Source organism: Actinopolyspora xinjiangensis, assembly GCF_900104475.1.
Lineage (GTDB): Bacteria > Actinomycetota > Actinomycetes > Mycobacteriales > Pseudonocardiaceae > Actinopolyspora > Actinopolyspora xinjiangensis.
On the sequence record NZ_FNJR01000006.1, the window covers coordinates 1 to 25,153 of the forward strand.

General features: G+C 66.3%; 33 protein-coding genes and 1 pseudogene. 5 read left to right on the forward strand and 29 right to left on the reverse strand.

Going from position 1 to position 25,153, the window contains the following annotated elements; translation table 11 throughout:
• From BLQ75_RS10380 to BLQ75_RS10390, 3 genes and pseudogenes are all read right to left on the reverse strand, one after another.
• Positions 1-261, reverse strand: a pseudogene (locus BLQ75_RS10380) (site-specific integrase); the annotation flags it as partial.
• Between the two features lie 339 nt (positions 262-600).
• On the reverse strand, positions 601-795 hold the full coding sequence (locus BLQ75_RS10385) for a DUF397 domain-containing protein (protein WP_092601111.1): 195 nt from the start codon (positions 793-795) through the stop codon (positions 601-603).
• Entirely contained in the window at positions 776-1,678 is a 903-nt protein-coding gene (locus BLQ75_RS10390; protein ID WP_342028298.1) for a helix-turn-helix domain-containing protein, read from the reverse strand. The genes BLQ75_RS10385 and BLQ75_RS10390 overlap by 20 nt, the downstream gene beginning before the upstream one ends.
• A 101-nt stretch (positions 1,679-1,779) precedes the next feature.
• On the opposite strand from BLQ75_RS10390, the gene BLQ75_RS10395 reads away from it, so the two are divergent.
• The 4 genes from BLQ75_RS10395 to BLQ75_RS23410 all read left to right on the forward strand — a co-directional run bounded on the left by BLQ75_RS10395 (position 1,780) and on the right by BLQ75_RS23410 (position 2,814).
• The gene (locus tag BLQ75_RS10395) at positions 1,780-1,995 is read left to right on the forward strand and encodes a hypothetical protein (RefSeq protein ID WP_092601113.1); all 216 of its coding nucleotides are present in this window, start codon (positions 1,780-1,782) and stop codon (positions 1,993-1,995) included.
• Positions 1,992-2,216, forward strand: coding sequence for a hypothetical protein (locus tag BLQ75_RS10400; protein WP_092601116.1), 225 nt, complete (start codon positions 1,992-1,994; stop codon positions 2,214-2,216). Before BLQ75_RS10395 ends, BLQ75_RS10400 begins: the two co-directional genes overlap by 4 nt.
• Positions 2,209-2,565 carry a hypothetical protein gene (locus BLQ75_RS24185; RefSeq protein ID WP_244515426.1) on the forward strand — a complete coding sequence of 119 codons (357 nt, stop codon included), beginning with the start codon at positions 2,209-2,211 and terminating at the stop codon, positions 2,563-2,565. The genes BLQ75_RS10400 and BLQ75_RS24185 overlap by 8 nt, the downstream gene beginning before the upstream one ends.
• Positions 2,566-2,673: 108 nt before the next feature.
• Entirely contained in the window at positions 2,674-2,814 is a 141-nt protein-coding gene (locus BLQ75_RS23410; RefSeq protein WP_170837426.1) for a hypothetical protein, read from the forward strand.
• Between the two features lie 65 nt (positions 2,815-2,879).
• Here BLQ75_RS23410 and BLQ75_RS10410 read toward each other — a convergent pair whose 3' ends face one another.
• Positions 2,880-3,314 carry a hypothetical protein gene (locus BLQ75_RS10410; protein ID WP_211481298.1) on the reverse strand — a complete coding sequence of 145 codons (435 nt, stop codon included), beginning with the start codon at positions 3,312-3,314 and terminating at the stop codon, positions 2,880-2,882.
• A gap of 549 nt (positions 3,315-3,863) precedes the next feature.
• On the opposite strand from BLQ75_RS10410, the gene BLQ75_RS10415 reads away from it, so the two are divergent.
• Positions 3,864-4,637 carry a sigma-70 family RNA polymerase sigma factor gene (locus BLQ75_RS10415; protein WP_092601118.1) on the forward strand — a complete coding sequence of 258 codons (774 nt, stop codon included), beginning with the start codon at positions 3,864-3,866 and terminating at the stop codon, positions 4,635-4,637.
• Positions 4,638-4,748: 111 nt separating this feature from the next.
• Here BLQ75_RS10415 and BLQ75_RS10420 read toward each other — a convergent pair whose 3' ends face one another.
• The 25 genes from BLQ75_RS10420 to BLQ75_RS10535 form a co-directional block, all read right to left on the reverse strand.
• Complete coding sequence (locus BLQ75_RS10420; RefSeq protein ID WP_092601120.1) at positions 4,749-4,964, reverse strand: hypothetical protein; 216 nt, start codon at positions 4,962-4,964, stop codon at positions 4,749-4,751.
• Between the two features lie 64 nt (positions 4,965-5,028).
• Positions 5,029-5,241, reverse strand: a complete 213-nt coding sequence (locus BLQ75_RS10425; RefSeq protein ID WP_092601122.1) for an Acb2/Tad1 domain-containing protein — start codon at positions 5,239-5,241, stop codon at positions 5,029-5,031.
• 56 nt (positions 5,242-5,297) lie between these two features.
• Positions 5,298-6,086, reverse strand: a complete 789-nt coding sequence (locus tag BLQ75_RS10430; RefSeq protein WP_092601124.1) for a phage antirepressor N-terminal domain-containing protein — start codon at positions 6,084-6,086, stop codon at positions 5,298-5,300.
• Between the two features lie 372 nt (positions 6,087-6,458).
• Positions 6,459-7,427 (reverse strand): glycoside hydrolase family 25 protein, encoded by a 969-nt coding sequence (locus BLQ75_RS10435; protein ID WP_092601126.1) that lies wholly within the window; start codon positions 7,425-7,427, stop codon positions 6,459-6,461.
• Positions 7,424-7,777, reverse strand: coding sequence for a hypothetical protein (locus BLQ75_RS10440; RefSeq protein ID WP_092601128.1), 354 nt, complete (start codon positions 7,775-7,777; stop codon positions 7,424-7,426). The genes BLQ75_RS10435 and BLQ75_RS10440 overlap by 4 nt, the downstream gene beginning before the upstream one ends.
• 7 nt (positions 7,778-7,784) lie before the next feature.
• Positions 7,785-8,537 (reverse strand): hypothetical protein, encoded by a 753-nt coding sequence (locus tag BLQ75_RS10445; protein ID WP_092601130.1) that lies wholly within the window; start codon positions 8,535-8,537, stop codon positions 7,785-7,787.
• A 9-nt stretch (positions 8,538-8,546) separates the two neighbouring features.
• A complete protein-coding gene (locus BLQ75_RS10450; protein ID WP_092601132.1) occupies positions 8,547-9,680 on the reverse strand; it encodes a hypothetical protein in 1,134 nt (377 codons plus the stop codon).
• Positions 9,680-10,918 (reverse strand): hypothetical protein, encoded by a 1,239-nt coding sequence (locus BLQ75_RS10455; RefSeq protein WP_092601134.1) that lies wholly within the window; start codon positions 10,916-10,918, stop codon positions 9,680-9,682. The genes BLQ75_RS10450 and BLQ75_RS10455 overlap by 1 nt, the downstream gene beginning before the upstream one ends.
• Positions 10,919-10,929: 11 nt before the next feature.
• A complete protein-coding gene (locus tag BLQ75_RS10460) occupies positions 10,930-11,814 on the reverse strand; it encodes a phage distal tail protein (RefSeq protein WP_092601136.1) in 885 nt (294 codons plus the stop codon).
• Entirely contained in the window at positions 11,814-14,135 is a 2,322-nt protein-coding gene (locus BLQ75_RS10465) for a hypothetical protein (RefSeq protein ID WP_139182948.1), read from the reverse strand. Before BLQ75_RS10465 ends, BLQ75_RS10460 begins: the two co-directional genes overlap by 1 nt.
• A gap of 203 nt (positions 14,136-14,338) precedes the next feature.
• Positions 14,339-14,656 carry a hypothetical protein gene (locus BLQ75_RS10470; protein ID WP_170837427.1) on the reverse strand — a complete coding sequence of 106 codons (318 nt, stop codon included), beginning with the start codon at positions 14,654-14,656 and terminating at the stop codon, positions 14,339-14,341.
• Between the two features lie 47 nt (positions 14,657-14,703).
• Positions 14,704-15,276 (reverse strand): hypothetical protein, encoded by a 573-nt coding sequence (locus BLQ75_RS10475; RefSeq protein ID WP_092601142.1) that lies wholly within the window; start codon positions 15,274-15,276, stop codon positions 14,704-14,706.
• 1 nt (position 15,277) lies between these two features.
• Positions 15,278-16,267 (reverse strand): phage tail tube protein, encoded by a 990-nt coding sequence (locus tag BLQ75_RS10480; RefSeq protein ID WP_092601144.1) that lies wholly within the window; start codon positions 16,265-16,267, stop codon positions 15,278-15,280.
• A complete protein-coding gene (locus BLQ75_RS10485) occupies positions 16,267-16,461 on the reverse strand; it encodes a hypothetical protein (protein ID WP_092601146.1) in 195 nt (64 codons plus the stop codon). The genes BLQ75_RS10480 and BLQ75_RS10485 overlap by 1 nt, the downstream gene beginning before the upstream one ends.
• Before the next feature lie 58 nt (positions 16,462-16,519).
• The gene (locus BLQ75_RS10490; RefSeq protein ID WP_092601148.1) at positions 16,520-16,972 is read right to left on the reverse strand and encodes a hypothetical protein; all 453 of its coding nucleotides are present in this window, start codon (positions 16,970-16,972) and stop codon (positions 16,520-16,522) included.
• A complete protein-coding gene (locus BLQ75_RS10495) occupies positions 16,972-17,604 on the reverse strand; it encodes a hypothetical protein (RefSeq protein WP_092601150.1) in 633 nt (210 codons plus the stop codon). Before BLQ75_RS10495 ends, BLQ75_RS10490 begins: the two co-directional genes overlap by 1 nt.
• Positions 17,604-18,020 (reverse strand): hypothetical protein, encoded by a 417-nt coding sequence (locus BLQ75_RS10500; protein WP_092601152.1) that lies wholly within the window; start codon positions 18,018-18,020, stop codon positions 17,604-17,606. Before BLQ75_RS10500 ends, BLQ75_RS10495 begins: the two co-directional genes overlap by 1 nt.
• Positions 18,013-18,255, reverse strand: a complete 243-nt coding sequence (locus tag BLQ75_RS10505) for a hypothetical protein (RefSeq protein WP_092601153.1) — start codon at positions 18,253-18,255, stop codon at positions 18,013-18,015. The genes BLQ75_RS10500 and BLQ75_RS10505 overlap by 8 nt, the downstream gene beginning before the upstream one ends.
• A 61-nt stretch (positions 18,256-18,316) precedes the next feature.
• Positions 18,317-19,834, reverse strand: coding sequence for a phage major capsid protein (locus tag BLQ75_RS10510; protein WP_092601155.1), 1,518 nt, complete (start codon positions 19,832-19,834; stop codon positions 18,317-18,319).
• Positions 19,831-20,673, reverse strand: a complete 843-nt coding sequence (locus BLQ75_RS10515; RefSeq protein ID WP_092601158.1) for an HK97 family phage prohead protease — start codon at positions 20,671-20,673, stop codon at positions 19,831-19,833. The genes BLQ75_RS10510 and BLQ75_RS10515 overlap by 4 nt, the downstream gene beginning before the upstream one ends.
• A complete protein-coding gene (locus BLQ75_RS10520) occupies positions 20,670-21,899 on the reverse strand; it encodes a phage portal protein (protein ID WP_211481300.1) in 1,230 nt (409 codons plus the stop codon). Before BLQ75_RS10520 ends, BLQ75_RS10515 begins: the two co-directional genes overlap by 4 nt.
• A gap of 113 nt (positions 21,900-22,012) precedes the next feature.
• On the reverse strand, positions 22,013-22,183 hold the full coding sequence (locus tag BLQ75_RS23415; RefSeq protein WP_170837428.1) for a hypothetical protein: 171 nt from the start codon (positions 22,181-22,183) through the stop codon (positions 22,013-22,015).
• Between the two features lie 15 nt (positions 22,184-22,198).
• Complete coding sequence (locus tag BLQ75_RS10525; RefSeq protein WP_092601162.1) at positions 22,199-23,635, reverse strand: hypothetical protein; 1,437 nt, start codon at positions 23,633-23,635, stop codon at positions 22,199-22,201.
• 16 nt (positions 23,636-23,651) lie between these two features.
• On the reverse strand, positions 23,652-24,035 hold the full coding sequence (locus tag BLQ75_RS10530; protein WP_211481301.1) for a hypothetical protein: 384 nt from the start codon (positions 24,033-24,035) through the stop codon (positions 23,652-23,654).
• 445 nt (positions 24,036-24,480) lie between these two features.
• Positions 24,481-24,981, reverse strand: a complete 501-nt coding sequence (locus BLQ75_RS10535; RefSeq protein WP_211481302.1) for an AAA family ATPase — start codon at positions 24,979-24,981, stop codon at positions 24,481-24,483.
• Positions 24,982-25,153: the final 172 nt, after the last annotated feature.

Here is a 25,153-nt window from a genome sequence, read left to right on the forward strand (position 1 = left end):
TTCGAGGTAGCGGTCCAGCAGCTGTTCGACGGTGGCGTTCGTGCGCGGGTTGCGGCGCTCGTCGACCTGGTTGAGCAGCCGGGTCCGCACCCGCTCGGCCTCGGCCTCGGTATCGCGCCCCGCCGCGACCACCTCGGTGAGGTAGTGCCGCCGTTGGGTCACCGGGTCGAAACCGGCGTAGACCTTCACCCGCAGCGCGCCGCTGGGAAGCCGTTCGACGCTGCCGCGGGTCCGTCTCCGTCCCCTCGTCGCTGCTGCCACGACTCCATTTTACGAGCACTCGCACCACGTTTGATCCCACAAACCTCGAACGAGGCAAACGTGGTCGAGTGAATTCCCAGGTCAGACTAGGCGCCCCCGGCAGGATTCGAACCTGCGACCTAGAGATTAGAAGGACATCTCGGTCAGTTAGCGCGGATTGGTGGGAGTTAGTTTTGTGCAGGTCACAAGGGGTTTGTGAGGTGAGGCAGTTTAGTCTCGTTTAGCCCCGTTTAGCCGGAAGTGTCCCACGTTTGCCCCACGCGACGGCCACAGTGGACAGTGCCCTACGGCACGAAAAAGCGCCCCCGGACGTGCCGGGGGCGCTCCTGTTTCGGCGGCTTACTCGAACCGCTCGTTCTTCACCGCGTCGATGAACGCGGCCCACTGCTGCCCGGTGGTGGTGAAGTACCCGGCCGAGCGGTCCTTGGTGTCACGGACGGCGGCGCCGTTCGGGGTGCGACCGACCTCGACGCAGTTGCTAACTCGGCCGGAGCGGCTCGATTTCCGCCATCCTTCAGGGTGGTGTACCGTCATCTGTGGCCTCCATTTCCTCTGCTTGGTTGGCGATGAACTTTCTCGACTCGTCTTCGCTCATCGCCAACTCTTGCAGGGTAGTAACTGCCTCTGCGTAGTCCTGCGCAGTGGTCGGGTTGTGCAGGAACGTGGCCGACTGGTAGTGCTCGAAGTGCACGATCGGTGAGGCTTTCGGGAACTGGAAGTGCACGAACGCTCCCATGTGCGCCGGGTGCGCCACGGTAGAGCCCGCACGCAGCACCTGTACGGAAACGTTCGGGCGCTCGCTCATGTCGAGGATGTGTCGAAGCTGTTCGGCCATGACTGTGTGACCGCCGATCGGCTCCGACAACGCTCGTTCGCTGATGATCGCGGCGAACGGGGTGCCCTTGTCCGTCAGGACTTCTCGGCGTCCGACCCGCATCAGCACGCGGGTCTCGCGCTCCTGGTCGGACATCTCCACCATGAGCGCCCGTGCGTACGCCGACGTTTGTAGCAGCCCTGGGACAAGGTCCGTAGCCACCTCGGAGATTGCGGTGGCCGTCCGCTCGAACTCGATCAGCGTGGTCAGTTCGTGGCGCGACCCGTTGCGACCGGTGGTCAACCAGTCGGGCTGATCGGCATCCTTGGCCATCTCGACAATGCGGTCCCGTTCGGCGGCGGGCACCCCGCATTCGGCGAGGTAGACGGCGACGAATGTGGACGCCGGTACTTGGCTTCCTGATTCGTACCGTCCGAGTTTGACGTGGTTGGTTTCGAGTTTTCGTGCCACTGCACGGAGACTCTGACCACTCGCCTCGCGTGCTTCTCGCAGTTCAGCCCCGAGCGCCCGAGCTTTAGGGGTTCCGCCTCTGGTAACTGCCATGTACCAGATCCTAAACCGGATCGGGTGGTACCTGACCATCACCTAATTGGAGGATTGTGGCGTTCGGACATGTTCCAAAAGAATGGAACACGTCCACAACGGAGCGCATCGACCACGACGGGTGGTTAGGAGCGTATCGGATGCCACAGAACTACGACTGGACAGGTTTCGGGGTGCGGGCGAGATGCCGCCACGAGGGCGGCGAAGGGTCGCTGCGGGTGTGGCGCTCGGAGTGGTCGCCGAACGTGATCCGCATCGACACCCCGACGGTCTACAACCGCACCGAGTGGACGGTTGATCAGGCGAAACAGCTGCGAGCGGTGCTCGACGCGGCGATCAGGGAGGCGGGAAAGTGAACCCGACGCCGCCGAACGTTGACATCGCCCTGCGTGTGACGCACCTGCGGGCGACGTTGCACGCGTTGTCGTTTGATCTGTCCACGCAGTCGACCACTGCCGAGCAGCTCACCGGTGCGGCCGACTACATGGAGCGACTCGCCGCTGATCTACGGGGACAGGCCGACCGAGCCCCTTCTCGAGGTCCGCGCCTCCTCGCGGAGGAGGGCTCCGATGCCTGAGGCGTGGCCCGCGCTCGTGCTGGCGGTGGTGCTGGCGGCCACAGCTGTGGTGCTGACCGTGTGGGGGCACTACTCGGAGCGAAGACCGAGACATGCCGGGGCAGGCCCAGGAGCGCTGACCGTGGCGCAGTTACGCGAGGAGATCGAGATGCCCGACGAGACGGGCGAGATGCCGGCGATCGGTCGGGGCCGGTGGTCGCACTGGCGCGGCGAGCTGCCGGATGTGGGGAGCCTCCCCGGTAGTCCCATCCTACCGGGGAGTGACCCCGAGTGTACCTCGCTGATCGTCACCGAGGAGCCGCACCTGGCGCTGATGCGCCGCGTCCTCGCCGGTCTGCACCGCTTGTAGTCCACGGCCCGGCACTGCCGACCCCGATGTCCGGTGTCGGGCCGTCGCCGCCCGGCCGGTAAACGCCCCCCGGCCGGTCGGGCGGCTCCCAACCATCGAGGAGAACCAGTGTTCACCGAATGCGGAACGACGAGCCCGGAACACGTCGACGCCGAGGGCAACCCGTGCGTGCTGCCCGCCGGACACGAGGGCGCCCACGAAGGTGACCAGCTCCGGGCGTGGGCTCGCTACAACGTCGGGTGGGAATAGGCGTCTCGCCCGGTCGGCGGATCGCGCCCGCGAGCGAGGCGGGCGAGGATCGGGGCCGGAGGTGATCACGATGGCGAAATGCCGGATGTGTAGCTCGCAGGCCGATCGGGACGGGGAGCTGTGCGACTCGTGCCGGAACCAGAGTGATCCGGGGAACTAACCGGGACGCTGTAGGAAACGCCGCCGGTGGGCCGTGAAGCCGTCGGCGGCGTTTGCGACCACCGCACGAGGCACCCATTGATGAACGCGATGCCCTCCCACGATCGGCGTAGGAACCAGTTGCGCCACGCCTCGGCCAGCTCCGGGTGCTGCTCGATGGTGTCGGGACGCCACACCCCGTGCGGATAGTGCCAGTCCGCGTGCCAGTCCATCTTGAGCGTCTCGCGGCGTTCGAGGGCGTGTTTCACGTCCTCGTTGGTGAGGTCGAGCTCGGAGTCCGGCGGGTCGGCCGGGAGCACGTCCCACTTGCCGTATTCGGCGGGTGTCGGAAACGGGCGCATGGTCCGGATCATACGACACCGGCCGGACACCGCGAGCCGACGAGATAACCTCTGTTCGTGCTACACTGGTGACGCAATTGCGGGATTGCGGAGCGGCGAACCCCCGGCTGAGGCCGGGGGTTTGTTCGTGCGTGATCGTCGTGCTACTGTCCGGGCAGTGCTCCCCACGGATGTGGGGGTGGCCCGTAGGTACGCATCCTGCGAGCATGGTCCCCGCTCACGCGGGGGTGGCCCGATTGAGTGTTTGACGACGCTCCAGGGTGATCGTTTCCCCGCCTCGGCGGGGGTGCCGGTTGGGTGTTTGACGAACGCCCGTGAGGTTCGTGTTCCCCACTCCGGTGGGGGTGGTCCGCACGCGGATCGTGGGCTCCGCGCAAGCGGAGAGGGTTTCAACGGAAAAGTTCAGCTCCCTACGGCTTCCCGTGGGGAGCTTTTTCGTGTCTGACCAGCCTAAACAGTGGTCTGATTAATTTCTACTCAGATGGGTTGCACTCTTGGTACTGTCGTGATTAACTATTAATCAACATCGACCATAAGGGAGTAACACCGATGAGCGAGCTGACCGTCACCCCCGAGTACGTCAACAACAGCACCCTCGACGAGCTGGTTACCTGGTACCCCGGCCAGTCCGGGCCGCAGCCAATCGAGCTGTGCCTCGACCTCGAAGACGGCACCTTCTGGTTCCGGGTCAATCCCGAAATCGGCCGTTCCATGCCCGCCCGGCACTGGCACGGGCTCGTACAGCGGTGGGAGGTTCCGGCACCCCTGACCCCCAACGGCGCGAACGCCTACCTCGACGAGCTCGTCGACGACGCACAGGCGATACTCAACGATTCGACGGTGTACTGGGACGGTTCAAACCGAGTCGGCAGCGTCGGGCCTGAGGGCCAGGAGGCCGACGAGCGGATCGAAGCCGAACTCGGAGACGAGCGAGACATTCCCGAGGATCGAGTGGTGCGGACCGTCGAGGCAAGCGACGCCTACATCGAATGCGCTTCCGAGGTGCTGCACAGTACCGGACTGACTGCGGCCACGTCTGATGAGCAGCTCGACAGGATGGCCGACGATTTGGAGGCCGAAGCCGCTTCCGAAGGCATGGTCATCCGGAGTGTAGTCGACTGGCTACGCGAGCAGCGTGCCGAGATGCGCCGCCAGGTTGAGGACGAACTCGGCGAGGTCGTCGATCGACTCAAGGCCGATACGATCCGCAGGGACGAACTGGTGAACACGATGTACGCGTGGTGTTCGCAGCGCGATTTGGCTGACCGGATCGAGGTATCGCAGGGGACGGTGTCGAACCTGCTCAACAGGCAAGGTGCCTGACACACGAAAATGCGCCCCCGGTCTCCACGTGGAGACCGGGGGCGCGGCGTGCCAGCTACCCGCAGGGTACCGCCTCGGGCGGCCTGCGGGGGTCGGGGATCACGGGGTCGATCACTGGTCGACGGCCTCCACTTCGACCCGCGGGGTGTGGCGGGTGAGCCAAGCGGCCCCGAACGTCGCCAGACCGGTGACGGCGGTGGAGATGATCGAGTCCAGCGTCCCGCCGAGCGCGTCCGGCAGGTATGGCTGAACTTCGGTCATCACGAACGCGGTCACCGTGGCCGCGAGACTTCCGGTCTTGACCTTGCTCTCAACGATGTTGCGCATGGCGTCCTCCTTGGACATGAAAAAGGGGCACCCGTGGTGGGTGCCCCCGGTGGTTGGGTTCGGGCTACTCAGGCTGGCGGGCGATGGCGGCGTTGGCCCACATGAGCGCCTCTTCGAGCTTGGTCATCACGACGGACTTCTCCCTGCCCTCCGGCAGGGTGTCGTTGAGCCGGTGGGCGAGCTCGCGGACCTCGGCGCGCACCTGCTCGTGCTGCTCGATCCGGTCGTCGGTGGGGGCGTGGTAGGTGAAGCGGGACTCGATGTCGTCGGACTGCATGATTCCTCCGTGAGGTGGTCAGGGGGTACTCATCCGGTGAGTACCCTTTGGTCGGGTCACGCCGCCCGGTCGTCGGCGTAGTAGCGCTGCCACACGCGATCGAACAGGAAGCGGTGCCGTTCGGTGTACACCGCGACCGGACGCAACGCGCCGTTGACGAAACGATCCGCGGTGCCCGGTTCCTCCCCGTAGGTCTCCCGGAACAGGGCTTTGAGTCGAGTGCCGAACATCGTCGACATCGACCGCAGCGCAGCCCCGGTTATCCCTCGCTCTTCGAGGTATTCGCCCACGGTCAGCGGGCGCTCGTTCGGGTCGACCTCCGGTTCCTCGCCGAGAGCGCGGGCGGCCACGTGGCGGCCCTTGGCGTCGAGCCACGACTGGTCGACCACGCCGGACAGGGCGCTGAGCACGCGGGCCTGCCCCTCGGCGCGGGAGACGATCGTGGCGAGTTGGTCCTCGGTGGCCCGCGGGTTGATCGCGCCGCCCTCGGTGAAGTACTGCTCCAGCACGTCGGCGACCTCGACCTGATACTGCTCAAGCTTCGGACGTACCTGGTCGGCGACCTTGGCCGGGTTGATCGTGGCGAGCCACATCAAGACCGTGCGCGTATCACCGAAGGCCGTTTCGCGAGACTGGCTATCCCCCGGAAGCTGGATAGTCATGTTGACGGTGCAGGCCCAATGAGCAGCGGAAAGCTTGCGGTGCTGCGTGTACCAGTCAAGTCCGAGGTTGTCGGCGATGCGCTTGAGCGCGACCATCGGCTTTCCGTCGCGCTCGGTCGCGATCAGGTCGTCGCCGTGGAAGGGGATGTGGACAAGCTGGCGAGACGGGGTAGACTCGGTCATTACCGACCAGGTCTCCTTTCAACGAATCGCTGGTTGGTCTGCCCCCGGATGCGGTTACATCGCGGGGGCCTATCTATGAGCACGGGCGGCCGGGGCAGGGTGAGAGCTCCCCGGCCGCCGCTCTTTTTGTAGACCATCACCGTGAGGCGAGGTGCGCCCAGTCTATCGCACCCGATCACGCTCGATCCAACCTAGACACAACATATTCACTGCGCACATACCTATAGGTAAGTACATCTAGTGGTGCGGGGTTGGTGAGTCGCTCCTAGCGCGGACTAGCCGCTACTAGCGTCGACTAGCGCGATTTGTAGAGAGTGCATAAACGGCCGTCGAGACGGGCCGGAGTCCGCGAGTACGTCGGAGTGAGAGAGATCACTCGGAATCCGGCGCGAGCCTGTTCGCGAGCTCGTCGAGGAGTGCCTCGGCGGAGACGCTCGCCGGTACGTGCTCGGCCAACACGTCCCGGAGGGTTGGCCGGAGCGTGCCGTTCGGCCCGAGCTCCTCGCGCACGACGTCGCGGATGGAGTCCCGATCGAGTCCGCGCCCGGCGTAGGTGTGCCGGTCGATGTAGCGCACGTAGTCCAACATCGTGAAGGACTTCTCGGGGTTCACCAGCGATTCCCAGCCGGGGTACTCGCCGGGGGTCTCGCTGCCGGTGAGCTCCTTGAGGATGCCGAACAGGGCCGCTCGTTCGTCGTCGCGCATGTCTGCCTCCTGGGTCGTGTTGCCGCCGAGGAGCTCGGCGAGGTCGTGTCTGTCGCTGCGGTACGCGTTGGCGTCCACCGGGGTCGAGCCGGCGATCGTGGCCGACGAGGTGAACTGGAGGACGGCCACGGCGTTTCCGCCGTAGTCCGACCAGAAGTGCCCGGGCACCCGCTGGTAGATCTCGCTGGCGTACCCGCCGTTGGTGTCCGGGTAGCGCGACTTCCACAGCGGGGGGAAGTCCGACAGGTCCGGGCGGCCGAGCTCGCGCCAGTACCACTCGGGCAGGTAGAGCAGCGGGGTGCGGTAGCCCCTCCGGTGTAGCGCCTTCATGACCTCCCGCGCCAGGGACACGCCCCCGCCGCCGGACTCCACATCCAGGATCACCGGGCAGTCGGCGGGCACCACCGACGCGATGTGGTCGGCCTGGGCGTGCGCGTCCACCCCCTCGCGCTGGTAGTGGTAGGCCGCCACCAGGAGGCCGGCGGCGCGGGCGTTCGTGAGGTTCTCGCGGAACCGCGGGTCGACGAAGCCGGATCCCTCCGTGGCCTTGATGAACACGAACTCGAACGCCTCCGACCGAGCCCGGCGCATGTCGAACGAGCCCTGGTAGTGCGACACGTCGATTCCGTAGATCATGATCCTCCGATCAATGTGCGTGCCAGCGCAGCCGCTGCGCCCGACGCCAGCGCCGAGAGCGCGATCGTGATCCCGATAGCGGTCCAGATGCGCCGCTCGATCGTGCGGAGACGGGACTCGTGGTCGTTGACGGTCTGCCCGACGCTCTCCTGTTTCGTTTCCAGCGACTCGACGGTTTTCTGCAACACCGTCGCGCCCTCGATTTCACGCAGACGCGTCTCGTGATCACCGAACCGGGATGTGAGGTTCTCCAACGAGGAGGCTATTTCGGTGAGTTTCAGGTGGACCGATTGCAATTCCGTGTACATCTGCGTGGCGCTGATCGTCACGCCGCCGTTGTCGTCGGGCATGTTCCCCCTAGGTTTGCCGGAGCCAGCAGCCGCGGACGTGACACCCTACGATTCCAGATCCCGATGTGACCTCGGCGGTGATTTTGATCGTACGCCACTCATAAATCCAGTCGGTCACGTCGAACGGTCCGACAGAATAGATCGATACCGCCGAACTGTCCGACCATGTTCCCACCGTGGTCCCATCGATCGTGAGTCGATACGTGATGCTGGGATCGCCGTTGCCCTGACCCCAGGTTCCGGTGACGTAGATCTGCGGATGCGAGATCGTGGCCTCGGCCTCCCACATCTCCTGCTCGCCGGATATTTCCGAGGAGTCCAGCGACCAATATCCGATCGGTTTCCCGGTGACATCGTTCGCGGTTGAGCTGATAAACAGCGGATACATCGGGACCGGTATCCACGGTCGGGCGAGACCGAGGCCAGTAGCCGCGTCGTCGGAGACGATGACGTTTCCCTGAGAGTCGGTGAGTGCGAAATAGTCACGCCCGAACTGCTCGCTCCCGGCTGTATACAGCAGCAGCGAGCCGCCCTCGCGGCGAATCTCGATAACCTGCCTGCCGTCGTCGTCGGGGCCGACATAGAGAATCTGGTCGCCGTTGTCGTCGATCATTCTCAGGTACGAGTCGTTTTTCAGCGTGAGCCCGCCCTGATTGATGGTCGCGGAATTCACTCCGACCTTTTTGCGGACTTCGGCGAGTTCGGATTCGAGTCGTTTCATCCGAGTCAGCAGATCGTCAGGGTGGTTGACCTGACCCATGATTGCCTCCTAGTAGATGTCCGGCCCCTCGACGAGCGGGGCCATCGTGAGAACCGTGGTCTCGCCGCCGCCGTCGTCCGGGGTGATGTCCATGTCCACGATCCGCATCCGGGTGTCCAGGCCACGGCTGTGGAACCGGTCGCGGATGATGACCCTCGCGTCGTCGCCGGGGTCGTAGGTGCCGGTCTGCGGTGGCAGATCCCCCCGCACCGTCAGCGTGGGCAGCACCACCGGCAGGCGCGCTGCCTGCTGGTCGGCCTCGGCGTGCTCGGTGAGCACGTCCGAGCTGGTGACCGAGCTGTATCCGGTCTCGGTCTCCAGCAGCGGCCAGCCCCCGGCGTAGCGGGAGGTGTCCTCGGCCACGGCGATCGGGGTGCCGGCCTCCAGCCCGTCGCCGACCGCGTAGGAGCGGGTGGACATGCCGGTGCCGTCCGACGGCCAGGTGTAGCTGGTGAGATTGCCGCCGTACTCGAACACCAGCGGACTCCCGCTCTGTCCGAGGTCGGGTTCGCCGATCAGGAGTCCCCGCGTGATGTCGCCGGAGGAGTCCGAGCCCACGTCGAACCGGATGTCGGGGCCGTCGATCACCGAGCTCAGCTGCGACAGCGCCTCGCCCGTGGTTTTCAGGTCGTAGCCGTGATAGGTGCGATCCCTCGTGATCGCCGACGAGGTGTCGCCGAGTTGGATCCCGATGTCACCGCCCGTGTGCGACTGGGCGAGCGAAACCAGCCGTCTCGCGATCTCGTTCTGGTCGAGCTGCTGATATTCGGTTTGCAACCCGGCTACCACATCGGTGTCCGGGTTGGCGGAGATGATCGGCAGAACTTTCCGGTGGTCGAAATAGGACCACCAATCGGCGGCCTGCAGATTCATCGACTGCGACTCGGAATCGTAGCGGCGGGTCCACAGAATACCGCCCCATTGGGGCTGGTCATCCCGCAGCACGTAGATCGCACGCCGGGCGGGCGTGGTGAGATCGTAGAAATCCAACCCGCGGGCGGCGAGCCTGTCATCCAATGGCAGTGTCGCCCGGAAATCGCCCGCTTTGTTCAGTCGCCGCGAGAATCTCACGGATTGCATGGGCAGTTCGGCGAGGATTTCCCCGCCGATGAGTTCGGCGATGATGTAGGACCACACCGCCATCAGGGACCCACAAAAGACAACGTGACCGTGCAGGACTCCGAAACGGGCTCGGTGGGAATGTCCGAGCCGGAATTCTGGAACAGGTGAATCGCGACGCTGTCCCCGGCGCCGAAACGCCGGGTGGCGGTCCAGCCGACCGAGCCGGGAGAGCTGCCGGGAAACACCGCGTCGTTGCCGTAGGTGTATCCTAAATTCTGCGCGTCTGCGATGGCTCCCCAGCGTTCCCCGCCGCCGCTATTTCCGGCATAGCGCACCGACGCGTCGATGCACCAGACACCTGGCACGTTGAAGGTAAAATCGGTGACTCCGAATTGCGTCACCTCCGGGCATTCGTTCATCGCGGTATCGAGCTCCATCCGCTCGGTACTGCTACCGGAGCTCACCGTCTGCGCGGTGGTCTGCTGATACCTCGCGAACCCGTGACCTGCGGCCACGAACTGCACCACGACCCAGGACGAGCCGTTCCACCGGTAGACCGCGCCCTCGTTGAGGGCCTGCACCATCTGGCCCGTGTACGGCGCGGAGATCGCCGACAGGTCGGACTCGCTGGAGACCACCAGCGGCCCGCCCAGGGCGCGCCACGCCGACCCGGTGTAGCCCTCCATCCACTCGCGGTCCCGACGCCACACCGCCATCCCGTCGTGCGGGGAGGCCACGGCGTCGCGCTCGGACGCGTCGGCCACCGGCAGCACCCCGCCGGCGGCCACCGTGGACTCCGGGGGACGCAGGTCGGTGATGTCGCTGGACTGGATCGACGTGGCCCCGGCGCGCACCACCACCCGTGCCAGCTCGTAGTAATCGGAGGAACCGTCCACGGTCGGATCCGAGGGAGAGGAGGCCGCGGTGCCGACCACGTGGCGGATGACGAACTGCGAATCACTGTCGCCGTAGGCGAAATCACTCTGTTGGGCCACGATCAGGTCGTACCTGTCGTTAGTGCTGTCGGCTGGAGTCGAGAGCACGTCGATGTCGATCTGGGTGTCGACGGTCTGGATGTACGGCCCGTTGCCGCGGCTGGATTGGGTGACCCGCTGGAGCGGCGAGACGTGGACGAACTCGTCCGGGGTGCTGCTCGCGGTGACCTGCCCCTGCTCGGACGGGTGAGGCAGCCACCCGCTGCGGGCGTTCGCCACGGTGGTGGTTGTGGTCGCCAGCGCGCCGACCCCGATGCGGGCATCCTCGGTGGTGACGACACCGCTGGGGTCCTCGTAGACGGCCCACGAGTTCCGCTCGGCCATGAGTGTCTCCTCTACAGGTCGGTGTGGTTCCAGCTGGCTGTCAGGAGCGCGTCGGGCTCGTACTGCCCGCCCCGGAACTGGATCTCGTGCGTGCTGCCCGGCGGGATCGAAAACCACTGGCGCGTGGACAGCTCCGCATTTCGGGAGACCGACGTGCCGGACACCCGCACCGTCCGTAGCTGCGTGTCGATCTCGATCGACTGGTCGTCCGGCACGGAGTAGTCCGCGGCGAACGCCAGCCGGTCGCCGGTGGTGGCGTTGACGATCTGCGGCTCGGCCACCGGGCCGCGGATCACGAACGTCGGCCAGGCGTGCGCACCGCCGTCGTTGCTGATGTACAGCGACCCGCCGGAAGCGGGCTGACCGAAGTCGAGCGTCTGCCCCAGCGGGAAAATGAGCCCTTCGCCGCTGGGTTGCGAGAGTCCGGTGAACCGCTGCTCGCTCGGCACCCGCAGTTTGCGCGGATCCGAGGCGGCCCACTGGATCGCACCCTCGGTCAGTCCATAGTGGTACGACACCGGGGTCGGGATCGACCGGCGGACACACCGCGCCATGACCTGCGACGTGATGCCGTCCCAGGTCACCACGAGCGGCTCCTCGGCGGGTTCCTCCGATGGGGCGGTGATGCGCTGGAGTTCGGCCACAGCGTAGCGGAACTCTTGCTCGTCACCCGCCAGGGAAAACGTCATGGTGACGATTCTTTGATCCGCCAGCACCCGGCCGGGACGGGCACCGTGCCGACCGTCCAGCGCGCTGTTGCCATTGCGCATGTCCGGCAGGTCGATCCATCCCTCCAGCTCGACCAGCCCGAACAGCGTGTCCACCCCGAGCAGCGTGTCGCGCCACGAGAGCTGCCCGTGCGTGGTGGGCAGGGTGGCCGCCAGTGCCTGCGTCATCAGCCACCCCCTCGCATCTGCCAATCCAGCTCGCGGGCGATCTCGCCCGGAGACTGCTCCGGCGTGGCGTACATGGCCTCGATGTGCACCGTCGCCCGCTCCCGAGCTCCGCGGGGTTGCTGCGACGAGTTGCGCATGTCCTCGGTGTGCCGGTTGGGGATCACCTGCGCGGGGGCGGAGGTGTAGAGCAGCTCCGGGCCGTTCTCACCCACGAGGGTGGGCCGCCGGGACGTGACCACACCGCCGTGAGCACGTGTCGCCGTGCCCCGACCGGGGTAGTACGCCCCGAGATCCGTCATGATCGGCTCGACCGTGAGCGTCGTCGAGTGGTAGTCCGGGATGCTGTTCACCGCATCGCGCACCGAGTTCGCCTGGCTGATCGCCTCCCACGACCCCGGCGTACGAATGCCGGTCAGCACCTCGGACGGAATGCCGAAAAACTTGTTCGTCAGCCGTTGCACCTCGTCGGCAGTGAACCCCGCGGAACGCATGGTCTGTCGGAACTGCGCACGCTGCTGGGACATCTTCTCCCGAGCGATCGCGGCGGCCTCCTCCTGCGTTTTGTTCTGCCGCCGCGCCGTGTCGTAGGCAGTCTGACCCAGCCGCTGATATGCCTTGCCCTGCTCTTCAAGGTTCTGCCAGAGATCCCACCCCTGGGCAGTCGTCCTGTCGATCGCGCCGGAGGCAGTCAGCAGCTCGTTGCGCCAATTCCCCGCGCCGACGCCCGCCGAATCCAGCGACGTGCGCAGCTGACGCAATTGCTCGTGATACTCACCGGTGGCTTCTTCCAGGCTGAGCTCGACGCCGAACAACTGCCGCCACGCTGTGGTCAGCGCGTCCGCACGGTCGGCGGTGGCAGCAGTGGAGTTCTTGAGGGTCTGCATCGCCTGATCGAGCCGCTCCGCGCCAGGAACCGCCCCGATCATCTGCTCACCCGTCGATTGCACCGCTTCGGCTTCCTGCTGAAAGTCCTTCGATGCGCCTTGGACGGTGTTACGCAGCGGATCGAGAGCGTCCTTGGCTCTCAAAGCGGCACGCGCCGAGGCGTTGTAGGACACCTCGCGCCGAAAGTTGTTCTGCGTGACAGACTTCCCAGCCTCGATCTGCCGGTCTAGAGCCTGGGTGACCTGCTCCAGCGCTGGACCACCATTGGTCAGCGCGGACACGTAATCCCGCTGCGACACAGTGGTGTCGTCGATCGAATCCTTGACGGCCTGGTACTGCTCGGACTGCACCAAGGCACGCTGCGCGGCCTCGTCGAACTCCCCGCCGGACTCCCGAAGCGCGCCCGCGAGATCGCGCTGGTCCTGCGCGGATTCCTGGCTACTCGCACCGAACGCCGCCAGCGCCGCCGTAGCCCCAGCGATCGCCAGCCCCCAGGGCCCGCCCAGGAGTCCCATCACGCCACGGGAAACGATGCTCAATCGTCCGAATCCGCGCCTGCCAGAGAGGTCGGTGACACGATCCTGAACGTTCGCGATCTGTGAGGCGACGCCCGAGAAAATCCCGCGCACGCCCCGGACCGTCCGCATGGCCGCCGCCAGGGACAGCCACGTTCCGACCATCGGACCCAGCACGCCCGACAGGGGTTCGACCACAGCGAGCACGCCGTCGAGCACGTCCAACGTCACACCGAGCGAGCTGGACAGCACCGGAAGCGCGTCGCCGGACAGGTCGCCCACCACGCTCGTCATCCGGGTGACGGTCTCCGCGACCTGGTCGCCGTGCTCAGCCCACAGCCCCGTCAGGTCGGTGAGGATCCCGCCGAGTTCCGGCAGCGTGCCGCGCACCAGTGAGCCGATGTGCTCGATACCCTGCCCGGCCTCGACGGAGCCCGTGGACACGACCTCGAAGAACTCGCCGATGCCCGTGCCCGCGTCGGAGGCTGCGGTGGCGAGACCGTCCATCACGGGCTGTGCCCGCTCGATGCTGGTGACCATGCCGGGCATCGCGTTCGTGGCGAAATCAACCACGCCGTCCGTCAGCGTCTCGACGTGCGGAGCGCTGGCCTCGAACGCGTCGCGGAGCTGGGGACGCAGCGACTGATACGCCGCACCGATCTGATCCGCGGCACCGACGAGTGCGTCGGCCATCGGCTCGGCATCGGCCGCGACGCCGTCCTGGATCGTGCTCGACAGCGAACGGAACGAGTCCTGGACCTCCTCGTTCGAGGACACGGCCGCCGCGCCCATCGCGGTGAACGCCACCGGGAGCGCGGCCACCGAACCCGCTACGGCTGTGGCCGCTGCTGCCGAACCCGCCTCGATACCGCCCAGCGCGATCTGGGCTCTACGGCCCATCTTGTCCATCGATTTGCCCACACGATCAAACGTGCGGGAGGCTTCATCGCGGCCCAGAACAGTGAAAACGAGATCCCGCGTAGGCATTCAGTGACCCCCGTTTTTCTGTTGGGCTTTGTGCTGGTCAACCAAGTGCGCGCAGGCCCAGAAATCGCGCAGGCTCAACCGCCCGGCGTCATTCGGGTGCATGTTCCACAGCTGGAGAAAGGCGAACTTGTAGCGGTTCAGCTCTTCTTCGAGCGAGACGCGCTTTTCGTCTCGCTCTCGGTAGGGTCCGGCTCCGTCTCCTCGGTGGTCTCGGCGTCCTCGGGGATGTATTCCTCCACTGTGAGGTCGGACCACCGAACGTTCATCACTGGCGAGTCGAACGCGATGTTCTCCCCGGCGACTCGCCTCGCGAGCCAAAACAGCCCGTAAATCGCCAGCGACGAGCCGCGACTAGCGAGCCGTCGCGTTTCCATCAGCGTGTATTCGCTGGTGTAGCGGCTCATGGCTTGCTCGAGTTCGATGGTGTCCATCATCGACGCGTCGTCGAGGCTCAATCGCCATGATGACTCGCCGACACGGAACACCAGTTCCGGTTTCGGCATTATCCCCTCGCAATGTCCCTGTTGATTTGGTTGACGACCTCGACGGCGCCGTTGCGCACCCGTGGCCCGTGCCGGTCCATCGCGGAGTCCCACCAGTCATCCGGCCGGACGCGCTGCTGCACCCACGCGCTGTCATTGCCGAACACCGGGTGACGCCAGCTGCCCTGGTCGATGTAGAACGGAAGTCTGTGCTGGTCCGGCGGGAGCCGCCGCCTGTCGACCTCAATTCGGACGCTCGCCGACGACGGTTTCGTGGTCACACGGGTGCGGATGGCGCGGGCGATGGACTCCCGCAGCCCACGACCCTCGGCGGCCTGCCGGCGGACCCGTTCGGAGCCGCTGCGGGAGCGGCCGACGGTGTACTCCCGGCGACGCTGGGCACCACCACCACGGCCGCCCGCCGAGCTGTTGATGCTGCGGATGTTGGACTGGGCGTCGTTGACCGCGGGCTGGGAGTTCTCCCGCATCCGCTTCGCCATCTGGCGCGTGACTTTGCCCTGACCAGCGGCCCGGAGCCGCCGGGAGACCTCCCGCAGATCCTGCGTGCCCCGGATCTCGTAGCGGGCAGGCATGTCACACCGTCTGATCCGTGGTGCGGTACAGCGCCGAAATTGAGGTGGTGCCGTTGTCGATCACCTTGATCGGCAGGGACTGCATGAGGACGCTGGTGTCGCTGACCTGCGGCGTTGTGCCATCGAACCTTACGTTCGCGGTCACCTCGACCGCGTAGTTGAACGTGCCCTCGATGGTCGTGCCCTCGTACAGCAGCACCATCTCAGCCTCGGTGCCCTGCACAAACCTGTTGTACGCGGTCAAGTCCGCGAAATACTTCTCGATGGTGCCCGTATAGGTGCGCGCCTGGCTGCCCTCGGTACCGACCTCGGTCGGCTCCCGGCGAGTACGCGCACCATGCACGTAGTCATCGGTCGCCAACCCGTTCGTGCCCTCCAGGCTGATCGAGCGCACGTCAACGGCGGAACCGGCGATCGTGATCGACCCGTCGACGAACGTCAGCAGGTCGATGTCGGCCGGATACGAGGCGGTTTCCAGCGACGTGGTGGTGTCCTCGTCCTGGCCCACCAGACTCACCGCGAGAGTCGCGAACTCACCGACCGCGCTGGACAGAGTCCAGCTACTGACCTTGCAGCCCGGATACGTGAACGGCTGGACTGTGCCGGACTCGTCTGGGCGGCCTACCTGGACGGTGAGGTTCTTGCCCTTCAGTGGTCCGGGCGTGAACGTGTGCTCGTAGACACTGGCCGCGTTCGTCGCGTCCGGCTGCGAGGTCGACACGCTGCCGAACATGTGCTTGAACCACGTGCCCATCGACACCGTGGCAAGCTCCATCGTCACGTCACCGGACGTGGATTTCTGCGACTGCCGCCACCGGTTGCTCCGGAGCACGCGCTGACCGGGCCGGAACGCGCTCGACTCGATGCGCTGGGAATCCAGCGACAGCGACTCGGAGCGGAACTCGAAACCGGAGTCCACGGTGGCCGGAGTGCTGTAGTCGGTCTGCTCGCCGACCATGAGCTGTGCGTCGAGACCACTCGGGATCGCCATCACTGATCACTCCCCTCGGAGGTCTCCGTCTTGCTCTTGGTCTTCTCGGGTTTGGCTTCGGCCCAGTTCCGGGGCTGCCGGAGCAGGTGCCGAGCGGCGTCGTCGGGCACCTCGATTGGCTTTCCGTGCTCGGCGGTGAGTCCGAGCGCGGGCACCTCCACCGCCCGGTACTGGCCGACATAGGTGATACGCATGGTGTCTCCAGACATGCGAAAACCCCCGCCAGTGCGGGGGTTCGGGGGACTGTGGGGTTCAGGGGGTCAGGCGCGCCCGGATCTGAAGCGAGAGGTCAAACCGACTGCCACGGCTGGTGGTGTCGCCGATCGGGCCGACGTGGTGCGACCAGCTGGTCAGCACCACCCACTGCACCCCGGGGATGATCCGCGGGGACTCGGCGAGCTGCTGCTGCACCTCCGACATGAGCGCGGACGCCCGCAGATCGGCGGCCTCGGCGTCACGGCCATCGGTGATGAGCACCTGGATCACCAGCGGCACCGTCACGGTCTCGTCGACCGTTTTCGTGCCCGCCCGCATGGTGGGGATCTCGGCCTCGGTCTCGGAGTCCTCGCCGAACCAAATCCTGTCGGGGGAGGCGTCGCGCTGCTGGTACTCGTAGGTCACCAGCACATCCGACAGGCCCGACCGGGCCGACAGCGCGTCGACCAGGGCGCGCTTGACCTCCGGCAACGTTGTTCCGGTGCTCATCAGCCCACCTTCGGCCGTGGTTGCTGGATCTCGCCTTGCAGCATCTCCCGCACCGCCCGCGGCACCGCGAACGTCGGGAAGCTCGCCTGCGGCACCTCGAACTCGCCGACCTCGCCCGCGCTGGATTGCTGCGAACGCCAGAGGTTTTGCAGCATCAACGATGCGGCGATCTTGTAGCGCTCAGCCACGCTGGCCGTGTCCGCGAACCTGCCGGCGGTGTAGTCCGCCACCACATTCAGCGCGCCCTCGGCGAACCGCTCCGGGGAGCCGTTGCGGCGGCGGTAGATCCGCTGCGACATCAGCGACGGGTCCGGGCCGTAGCGGCCGACGAGGTAGCCGTCGGTGGGTTTCGTGGTGTTGGTTTCCGCGGTGAGCACGCGCTCGGTGGTGCCGTCGTACTCGGTCACCGACGAGACCGTGCTGACCGGGTAAAACCGCAGGAACACCTCGCCCCACCCGCCGTGGTGCTGCTCCCCGGTGATGCTGCGCTGCACCACCGGGCCGACGAGTTCGTCCAGCCGCTGCGACACCGACGTCACCCGCGCCTGAAGCTCGGCGTCGAACTGGGTGGTGCCACCGACGTTGACGGCCTGCCGCGCCTCCTCCAGGGTGAGCACGTCCGTGGTGGCCATTACGACCTCAGCACGGGCTCACGGCGGCCACCGGTGAGCACCGCGGTCGCTCCGTAGGTGCCGCCGGAGGTGAGGCTGCCGCCCACGGTCACCGACACTCGTACGTACCGGGCCGGGCCGACGTAGCCGACCTCGTGCACCGTGTCGCTGCTGGTCGAGTCCAGCTCCGGGGCGCTGCCCTGGAGATGGGCAGTGTCGGCGGCCGACCAGCTCGACCCGTCGTCGGAATCCTCAACGGCGAACGTGTGCGTGCCATCGGTGATGGTGCCCGCATGGATGTGGAACGCCACCGAGCGGAACGCGTTGTCGAGTACGTGCCGGTCCACAGTGGCCCCGTTGACGGTGGTCGCGCTCGAACGGCTGGCGATCGTCAGCGCCTGCTGAGCGAGGCTGCTGTTGTAGACGGTCTCACGCATCGGTCTCGCCTCCCTTGGTCTTGCGGGGGCGAGACGTCGTGCGGCGTTCGCCCGGTGCGGCCGTGGCCTGCTCCACCCGCGGCGGGTTTCCCGCGGTGGCGGAGGCCGTCTCGAAATGCCGTTCGCGGCCCACATACAGCGGGTCGGTGTCCTCGATCAGTTGGCCGACGTTGACCACGTGCGGACGGCCTTTGACGGTAGCGGCGAACGACGAAACGCAGCGCATCAGCGCCATTGTGTGCCTCCCATCGGGGGACGGCGGGGGCGAGCGCACGGCCCGCCCCCGGTTCGGCTGATTACGAGACGTTGAGCATCCGCAGGCCACCGGCGTTGACCACGTCGGCGCCCACCCGGTAGTAGGCGTACCAACCGCGCTGGCCCTGCGGGCGGTTGTTCGAACCCATCAGGTGCGGGATGAACTCGACGGTCATGCCGATGCGGTCGGCGATGACGTAGTTGCTGAAATCGCCGTACACCAAAATGTCGTTGCCGGTGGCGACAGAGTTGGCCATCGCTTCGGCCTCGTACACCGGGCGGCCGAGCAGCTGCGCCGGGACGTCCGCGCCGATGCGTTCCCACATCTGCGCCCCGCCCTGGGTGTCGAACTGGCGCACCAGGTTGTAGATGCCCCTGTTGCCCAGCCACGACGCGGACGGGCGGTAGCGGGCGGGCAGCCCGTTGTCCATCGTGTACACGTCCTCAGCCGCGAACGTGGCCGCCGAGGCGGTGTTGATCTCGCTGGACCCGCCGTCGAGGGCGGTCACGATGCCGGTGGGCTGGCCCGCCCCGGAGCCGCTGATGAATGCCGCCGCTTCGAGCTCGTCCTTGCCCTGGGCGAGCAGTCGCGCCACTTCCTGGGTGACGTTCTGCTCGTCCTCCATCGCCTCGATGCTGATGGGAACGAACCCGTCGGCTTTGTGGAGCTGTACCTTGGGTTGCGCGAACGACGGTGCCCCGTCGGTGGCCTCGCTGGCTTCGGCGGCCCACCGCCACGACACCGACCCCGCACTCACGCCGTTCCACACGTCGCCGGTGGCCACGACCTGCCGAGCCACCTGCCGGATGTCGTTGCGGGAGCCGTCCGAGGTCAGAATGACCGTGGGGTCGAGCTGGAACGGCACCAGGTAGCCACCCTGGCTGTCCGTGAGGGACATCGCACGGTTAACGGCCTCCTGCTCGCGCTGTTCGAGCATGTGGCCCTTGCCCACGGCCAACTTGGCCCACGCCCGCAGGTACTCCGGCGAGCTGGTCGCCAGGCACAGCCGGGCGATGGTGCCCTGCTTGTCGTCGTGGCCCTCCATGATGGAGGTAGCCGCGGCACGCACCCGGTCGGAGGTCGCGGGCATCTTCTCGATCGCCGACAGGGCGCGGGAGCGCATCTCCTGCCCGATCTCGCCCGGATTCCGGTCGAACGTCCTGACCTCGGACAGGTCCCACGGGTTACGGAACCTCGCGTCCTCGATCGAGTCCGGTTCGAGGATCGCGTCCCGATCGTAGCTGTCACGAGAGCGCTCGTTGGTCTGCACACCGGAGGCGACCTTGCCGCCGCTCCTGCTCGGGTCGTCCACGATAGACCGAACCTCAGCCAGTGAGGCTTGCCTCTGAAGATTCCGGGCGTGCTCATCGAGCAGCCCGATCTCGTGGACGTAGCTGGCGAACAGCCGGTCGTCCTCATCGGTGCGGCTTTCCTTCGCGGCGATGCGCTCGCATTCGTCACGAAGATCCTTCATCCGGTTTTCCGCCTGGGAATAGGTCAGGCGAGTGGGGTCCTGGCGGTTCTCCTCGGAGGCTCCCGCCACAGATTCGGTACTCATTCGAGTCCCTTTCGTTCTGTCAGGCTGACGAGCGTGTTTATCCACCGCAGATTTGATTTGATTTCGCGGTCGCTCATCGACGACTGTTTTTTGTGCGGCGACGGGTGTCCCCCCGGGGACGGCGCGTCGATACTTTCCTTGCCCTCGTTCGAGCGCGACGGGTGCCCACTAGGCGGCGCGTCGCTGTCCTCGACGGGGGTGGTCTCGTCGCTGGCCTTGCCAGCGGTCTGGTCGGAAACCAGGACACGGGCGACCTCGCTGCGCACGTCCGGATCGGACAGCGCCAACAGCACCTCGCGGGAGCGCACTCCCACACTGGTGTCCGAATAAGCGGGCCACACCACGGGTCCGAGCTCGTGGACTTTGACCTCGGTTAACGTACGCGTGGGGGTCTCGGACGTCTTGTCCTGCCACTGCTCGCGCACCACGCTGAAGCGAAAGCTCATGCCGTTCACGGCGCCGTCGGCGATGGCGTCGCGGACCGGCTGCATCAGCCAGTTGTTCGACAGCCTGGCCTTGACGAACAGGCCGCGCTCGTCCTCCTTGAGGCTGCGGATCGCCCCGATCGGGATGGACCCGATGAGCGGGTGCATCCCGTGATCGAACTGGAGAACGGGCGTGTTCTCGCGGATGCTCTTGGAGAACGCGCCGCGCTTGATCTGCTCATTGAAACGGCCCTCGAACATCGAGTCGATCAGCGTCGGGCTGTTGAACATGGCCGCGTAGCCCTCGAGGGTCAACCCGTCGGTGTCCTCATCGGCACGGGTGACCTCGAAACTCGTAGTGCGCTGGAGATCCTCGACCGGGACATCCGGCGTCCCGTCGTCACGGTGTCTCACGACGACCCTCCCTCGGATGACCCGGCGTCCGGATCGGTGACTGACTGCGTATCGCCCGGCGGGTGCAACTGCACCGAGAACAGGCCGGAATGCTGCAAGAGCCCGATATCATCGGAATTGACGGCCTCGACCACGGATTCGGCGGTGTAGCCGGAATCGACCAACGTGCGGATGGTCTGGGCACGGTTCTGCTGGATCGCCGAGACGTCGGCCTCGTCCTCGCGGATGAACGGCACGTCGCGGGTGTCGTACCACAACCGCGCCGACCCGCCGAGATCCTCGGCCAGCACCGCCAGCGAGGACGCCGTGGTCTGCCACAACGGATGCATCGTCGCGTCGGCGAACCGGCGCCGGGCCGAGCTGTATACGTTGGCGTTGAGGCTGGAGCCCTGCATTCCCTCCGACAGCGGGATGATCTGCGGTGGCACCCCGGCCGCTGCGGCGATCCGTGTTTCCGCGTGCCCCTGGATGCTGGAGAAGTCGAGTTGCTGGAGATCCTTGCCGACGACTTCCATGTCCAGCCCCGGCGCGAGGAACAAGGTTTTTCCGGCGTTCTCGGCCCCGTCGTGCGCCCTGCGGAATTTAGCGACGTACTCCTCGAACGAATCGTCGTCGACCTCGTTCGACATTTTCACGACCATGTTCGGCGTCGCGCCGTTTTCGAATAACTTCGACTTGTGCCGCTCCATGAGGTTGTCCGCGCCGATCTCACTGAAGACGGTGCGCATCCACGACATGCCCTTGTACGGGGCGAACGGGTCCCGCGTCGGCGGGGTGACATGGGCGACCTCGCCCACTCGCAGCGGAATCCCACGCCGCCCGGAGCCGCGCCCGTTCGGCCAGTGCATGTAGCCAGCCGTCTCGTACCCCAACCCGTCCTCGCGGATCCGCAGCACGATGTCGACCTGATCGGCCGGGAGCTGCACCAGCTCGTCCCCGCGGCGCACCCAGTACGAGTTACCGGCGAGGTCGAGGTCCTGAATGATCAGCGACAGCAGATCCTGCGTGGACCCGCCGGGCCAGGGGCGCTCGAACACCCGTAGCGCCCTCGTGCCGAACATGCCCGACGGCCGCGTCTGCTCGAACCGCTGGAACGCGAACCGGATCGCACTGAACACGTGCGCCCGCATCGACATGCAGGCGTAGACGATGCCGTTGTTGGCATACATGCGCCGCGAAAATGCCATGATGTCGTGACCAGGCTGCTCCACCTGGTCGCCGGTCATGGTCTGCTGCACCTGCGGAAACAACGAGTAGCTGTGCCCGGCGTAGGACATCGCCTCGGCGTAGTCGCCCACCGTGGAAATGTCGCGCCGGAGCCGCCGGAGAAGATTCGCCATCAGCGGCCCCTCCCGTCAGCGTCCACGTCGACGAACAACAGCCCGTAAGCCACGCATTCGGCGCCGGCCACCAGCGCGGCAACCTCCCAGCCGAGCAGCCCGCACACTCCGGCGACCACGAGCATCGCTCCGAGGAGGACAAGGATCTGCGCCAGCAGCGATTTCGGCATGGTCAGTCCTCCCCTCTATACGAACGCGAACTTCGGCGCCCTCTTCGGTTTTTTGATCTGGTCAATGCGGGTCACGAACACCCGGCGGGCCACAATCACCCCGGTCAGCGGAGAAATGTCGACCTCAACGTTCTTGCGCCCCAGCACCTCGACATCGCCCACCGGACGAGCACGGGCACCGTGCACCGCCGTGTCCAGCTCGCCCTGCCCGATATGCCGAAACGTCCGCTGGGACGCGGCGTCGAGGAACTGCCCGTACGCGGCGGCCATGTCCTGCAACGAGAACACCACCAACTCGCTGCGCTTCGGCTTGTCCGGATCCTCGGCGCGAGTGATGCCCGCGGCCTCCAGGTCAGACACCAGCGAGATCGACGGCCCCTTCGCATCCACTCCGATGCCGACCGGGTTCCACCGGTCCCGCAGGTCCAACAGCCGGTCAATGACCCACTGTGTGCCCGGACGGCGGTCGATGACCTCGGCGTGACCGAGCCTGTCCTCGCGCATCGACCACGCTGTGATCGAGGTCCACTCTCTGTTGAGGCTGACCTCCACCGCGAACGCAATGTCGTCCCCGGCCTGCGATTCCCCGTCGAGCAGGTCCAGCCATGCGGCAGGGTCGATCACCCCGCCGTTGCTGTCGGCCTGGCGCGGCCAGATGCCGAGGATCTCGCGGGCGAACTCCTCGTGACCCATCGACCGACGGTTACGGGCGATCGTCTCCTCGGTGATGCGAATGCCTAGCGCCGGATTCGTCGCTGCCCACAGCTCGCGGTCGTCAAGGTCGATCTCGTCGAGTCGCTCCAGGTCGCCCTCGGCGCCCCAGTCCCGCCAGCCCAGCGAATCATCCCCGCCCGCGTCGGCCCGCGCCCGCAACGCGAACAACGGCGCGCCCGATTCTCCATCGAGCGGTGGCGACGAGGTGTAGATGATCTGAGGGTTCGGGCGAGCGTTCATCGTCGGCATCAAGGCCGCCTGCTGACTCGACGTGTAGGCGAACGCCTCATCGATGATGTTCACGTCGCCACTGAAGCCACGGCCGGAGCTCTTGCTCCGGGCGATGAACTTCAGCCGCTGGCCGGTGTCCAGCCGCTCGAAGCCCTCCTCGCCGTTGGTGTTGTTGACCTTGATGTCGTCATCATCGACCAGCCCGGCGTCGATCAGCCGCCCCACATGGGTACGCATCCGCAGAAACGCTTCCATCGCGGTCTTGTACTCGTGCGCCGACCACATGATCAGCCGCTCGCCCAGCAGGAACAGAGCCGCAAGCGCTCGGGCCTCCAAAATGCCGCCCTTGCCGTTCTGCCGAGCCACGATCTCGCCGTACTCGAAGCAGGACCACTTGCCATCCTCGCGAGCGGCCAGCATCAACGTGACTGCCTGCTGTTGCCAGAAATCCAACTCCAGCCCCGCACGGGAGGCGAGCTCGATCGCTTCCGCGCCGAAACTCTCCACATAGGGCGGGGCGACCTCAACCCGCGGATGAAGAGCGCCGTGAAGCGATTCGGGAGGTGAGGTCTGCAATGCCGTTCGCCCCTCTTTCGCTTCGCTTCTCGCCCTGCGACGCCTTGCTCTTGCCGCGACCGCCGGACGCCTGGCGGAGTTCAGCCACGATCTGCTTGAACGCCGTAGCCTGCTGCCGCGCCTCCGCGAGTGCCTTGTCCATCACCACCACGACCGAACCGGACTCCTCGTCCTGCTGGAACTCCAGCCACGCCTCGCCCTGCAACTGCCGGTCGAGCTGGTCGAGCCTGTCCGCGATCCGACACGCCTCCAGCAACAGCACCATCGCCATCGGAGGCAACGAACCGTCCTCCGTCATCTCCCGCCACAACCGCGCACCCGAGGCGCCCAACTGGGGCCGCTCCGGCTCCGTGTCACGCTCCGAAGTTGTGACATCCTCCGTGACATCCGGCGTCAGCGCAGCGCACCGGCCCGGTATGCATTTCGAGTGGTCACCCGAACGATGAGCCCGTGACCGACGCTGACGATCCGCAGCCGACTCGCTCATGCCCACCTCCGAGATTTCGTTCACGGGGAGATGCGTCGACGGCGGCGATGGGGTCGCCTTATCGCTGGTCAACGCGCCGAGGGTGCCCCCGCACCCCTGCCGGGGGCCTGCCCAGCACGAACGGAGCGTCGAGCACCAGCGACTCGGCAGGCGCATCACTGCTGGTCACAGCCTCACAGTGGGTGGTTCCTGCTGCGGACGCTGCTGACGCTGCCGCCACGGGGCGGGTCCGCTTAGATCGACGGCCTACCGTGACACGGGGCGCCGGGTCGGGGTGGTCGGTGGGTGGCTACCACTCTCGGCTACGCCTGCTGGCGCTGACCACGTGATCACTGGCGTGGCTGTCACCCTGCTCGCGGTACCACCGGTCCACCACCGGCAGCATCGCCGAAGGCCGGAGTCGTTTGCACCGCTCCCGCACGATGTGCTCGCCGGGATCGATGGTGACGATGCGCGCTCCCTGCCGCCGGTAGCGCCGGAGCGCCTCAGCTCCGGGCGTGGAGTGCAGCAGGTACACGTCCACGTCGGTACTGTGCTTGAGAGCTTCTCCGATGGCCGCTGTCCGCGCTGCCTTGGCCACGTTGACCAGGTGCCGCGGGTGCTCGTGATTGTCGAACTCGGCGACGGTGAGTGCGTTCGCCAGCGTGTCGAAGTCGATGACGATGTCGCCGGCCTTCGCCTGCTGGCGCACCCACGTGGACTTGCCGGACGCGGGCGGGCCGGTCACCACGGTCAGCATCCTCACCACATCCTCGACGTTCGAGGCCGTGGCTGCGTGGTCTTTTTCCACTGGTCCCTCGCGCCTTTCGTGCTGTTGCACGTCAGGTGCGCGCTGGCGTGGTTGTCCGGGTGGTTGTTGTCCGGGTTTCCGTCGAGGTGCTCCAGGCTCCACGAGAGCCGATCGGGGAACCGCAGCTCGGTGTCGATTTCGTTGCCGCACAGCACGCACACCGCACCGGGCT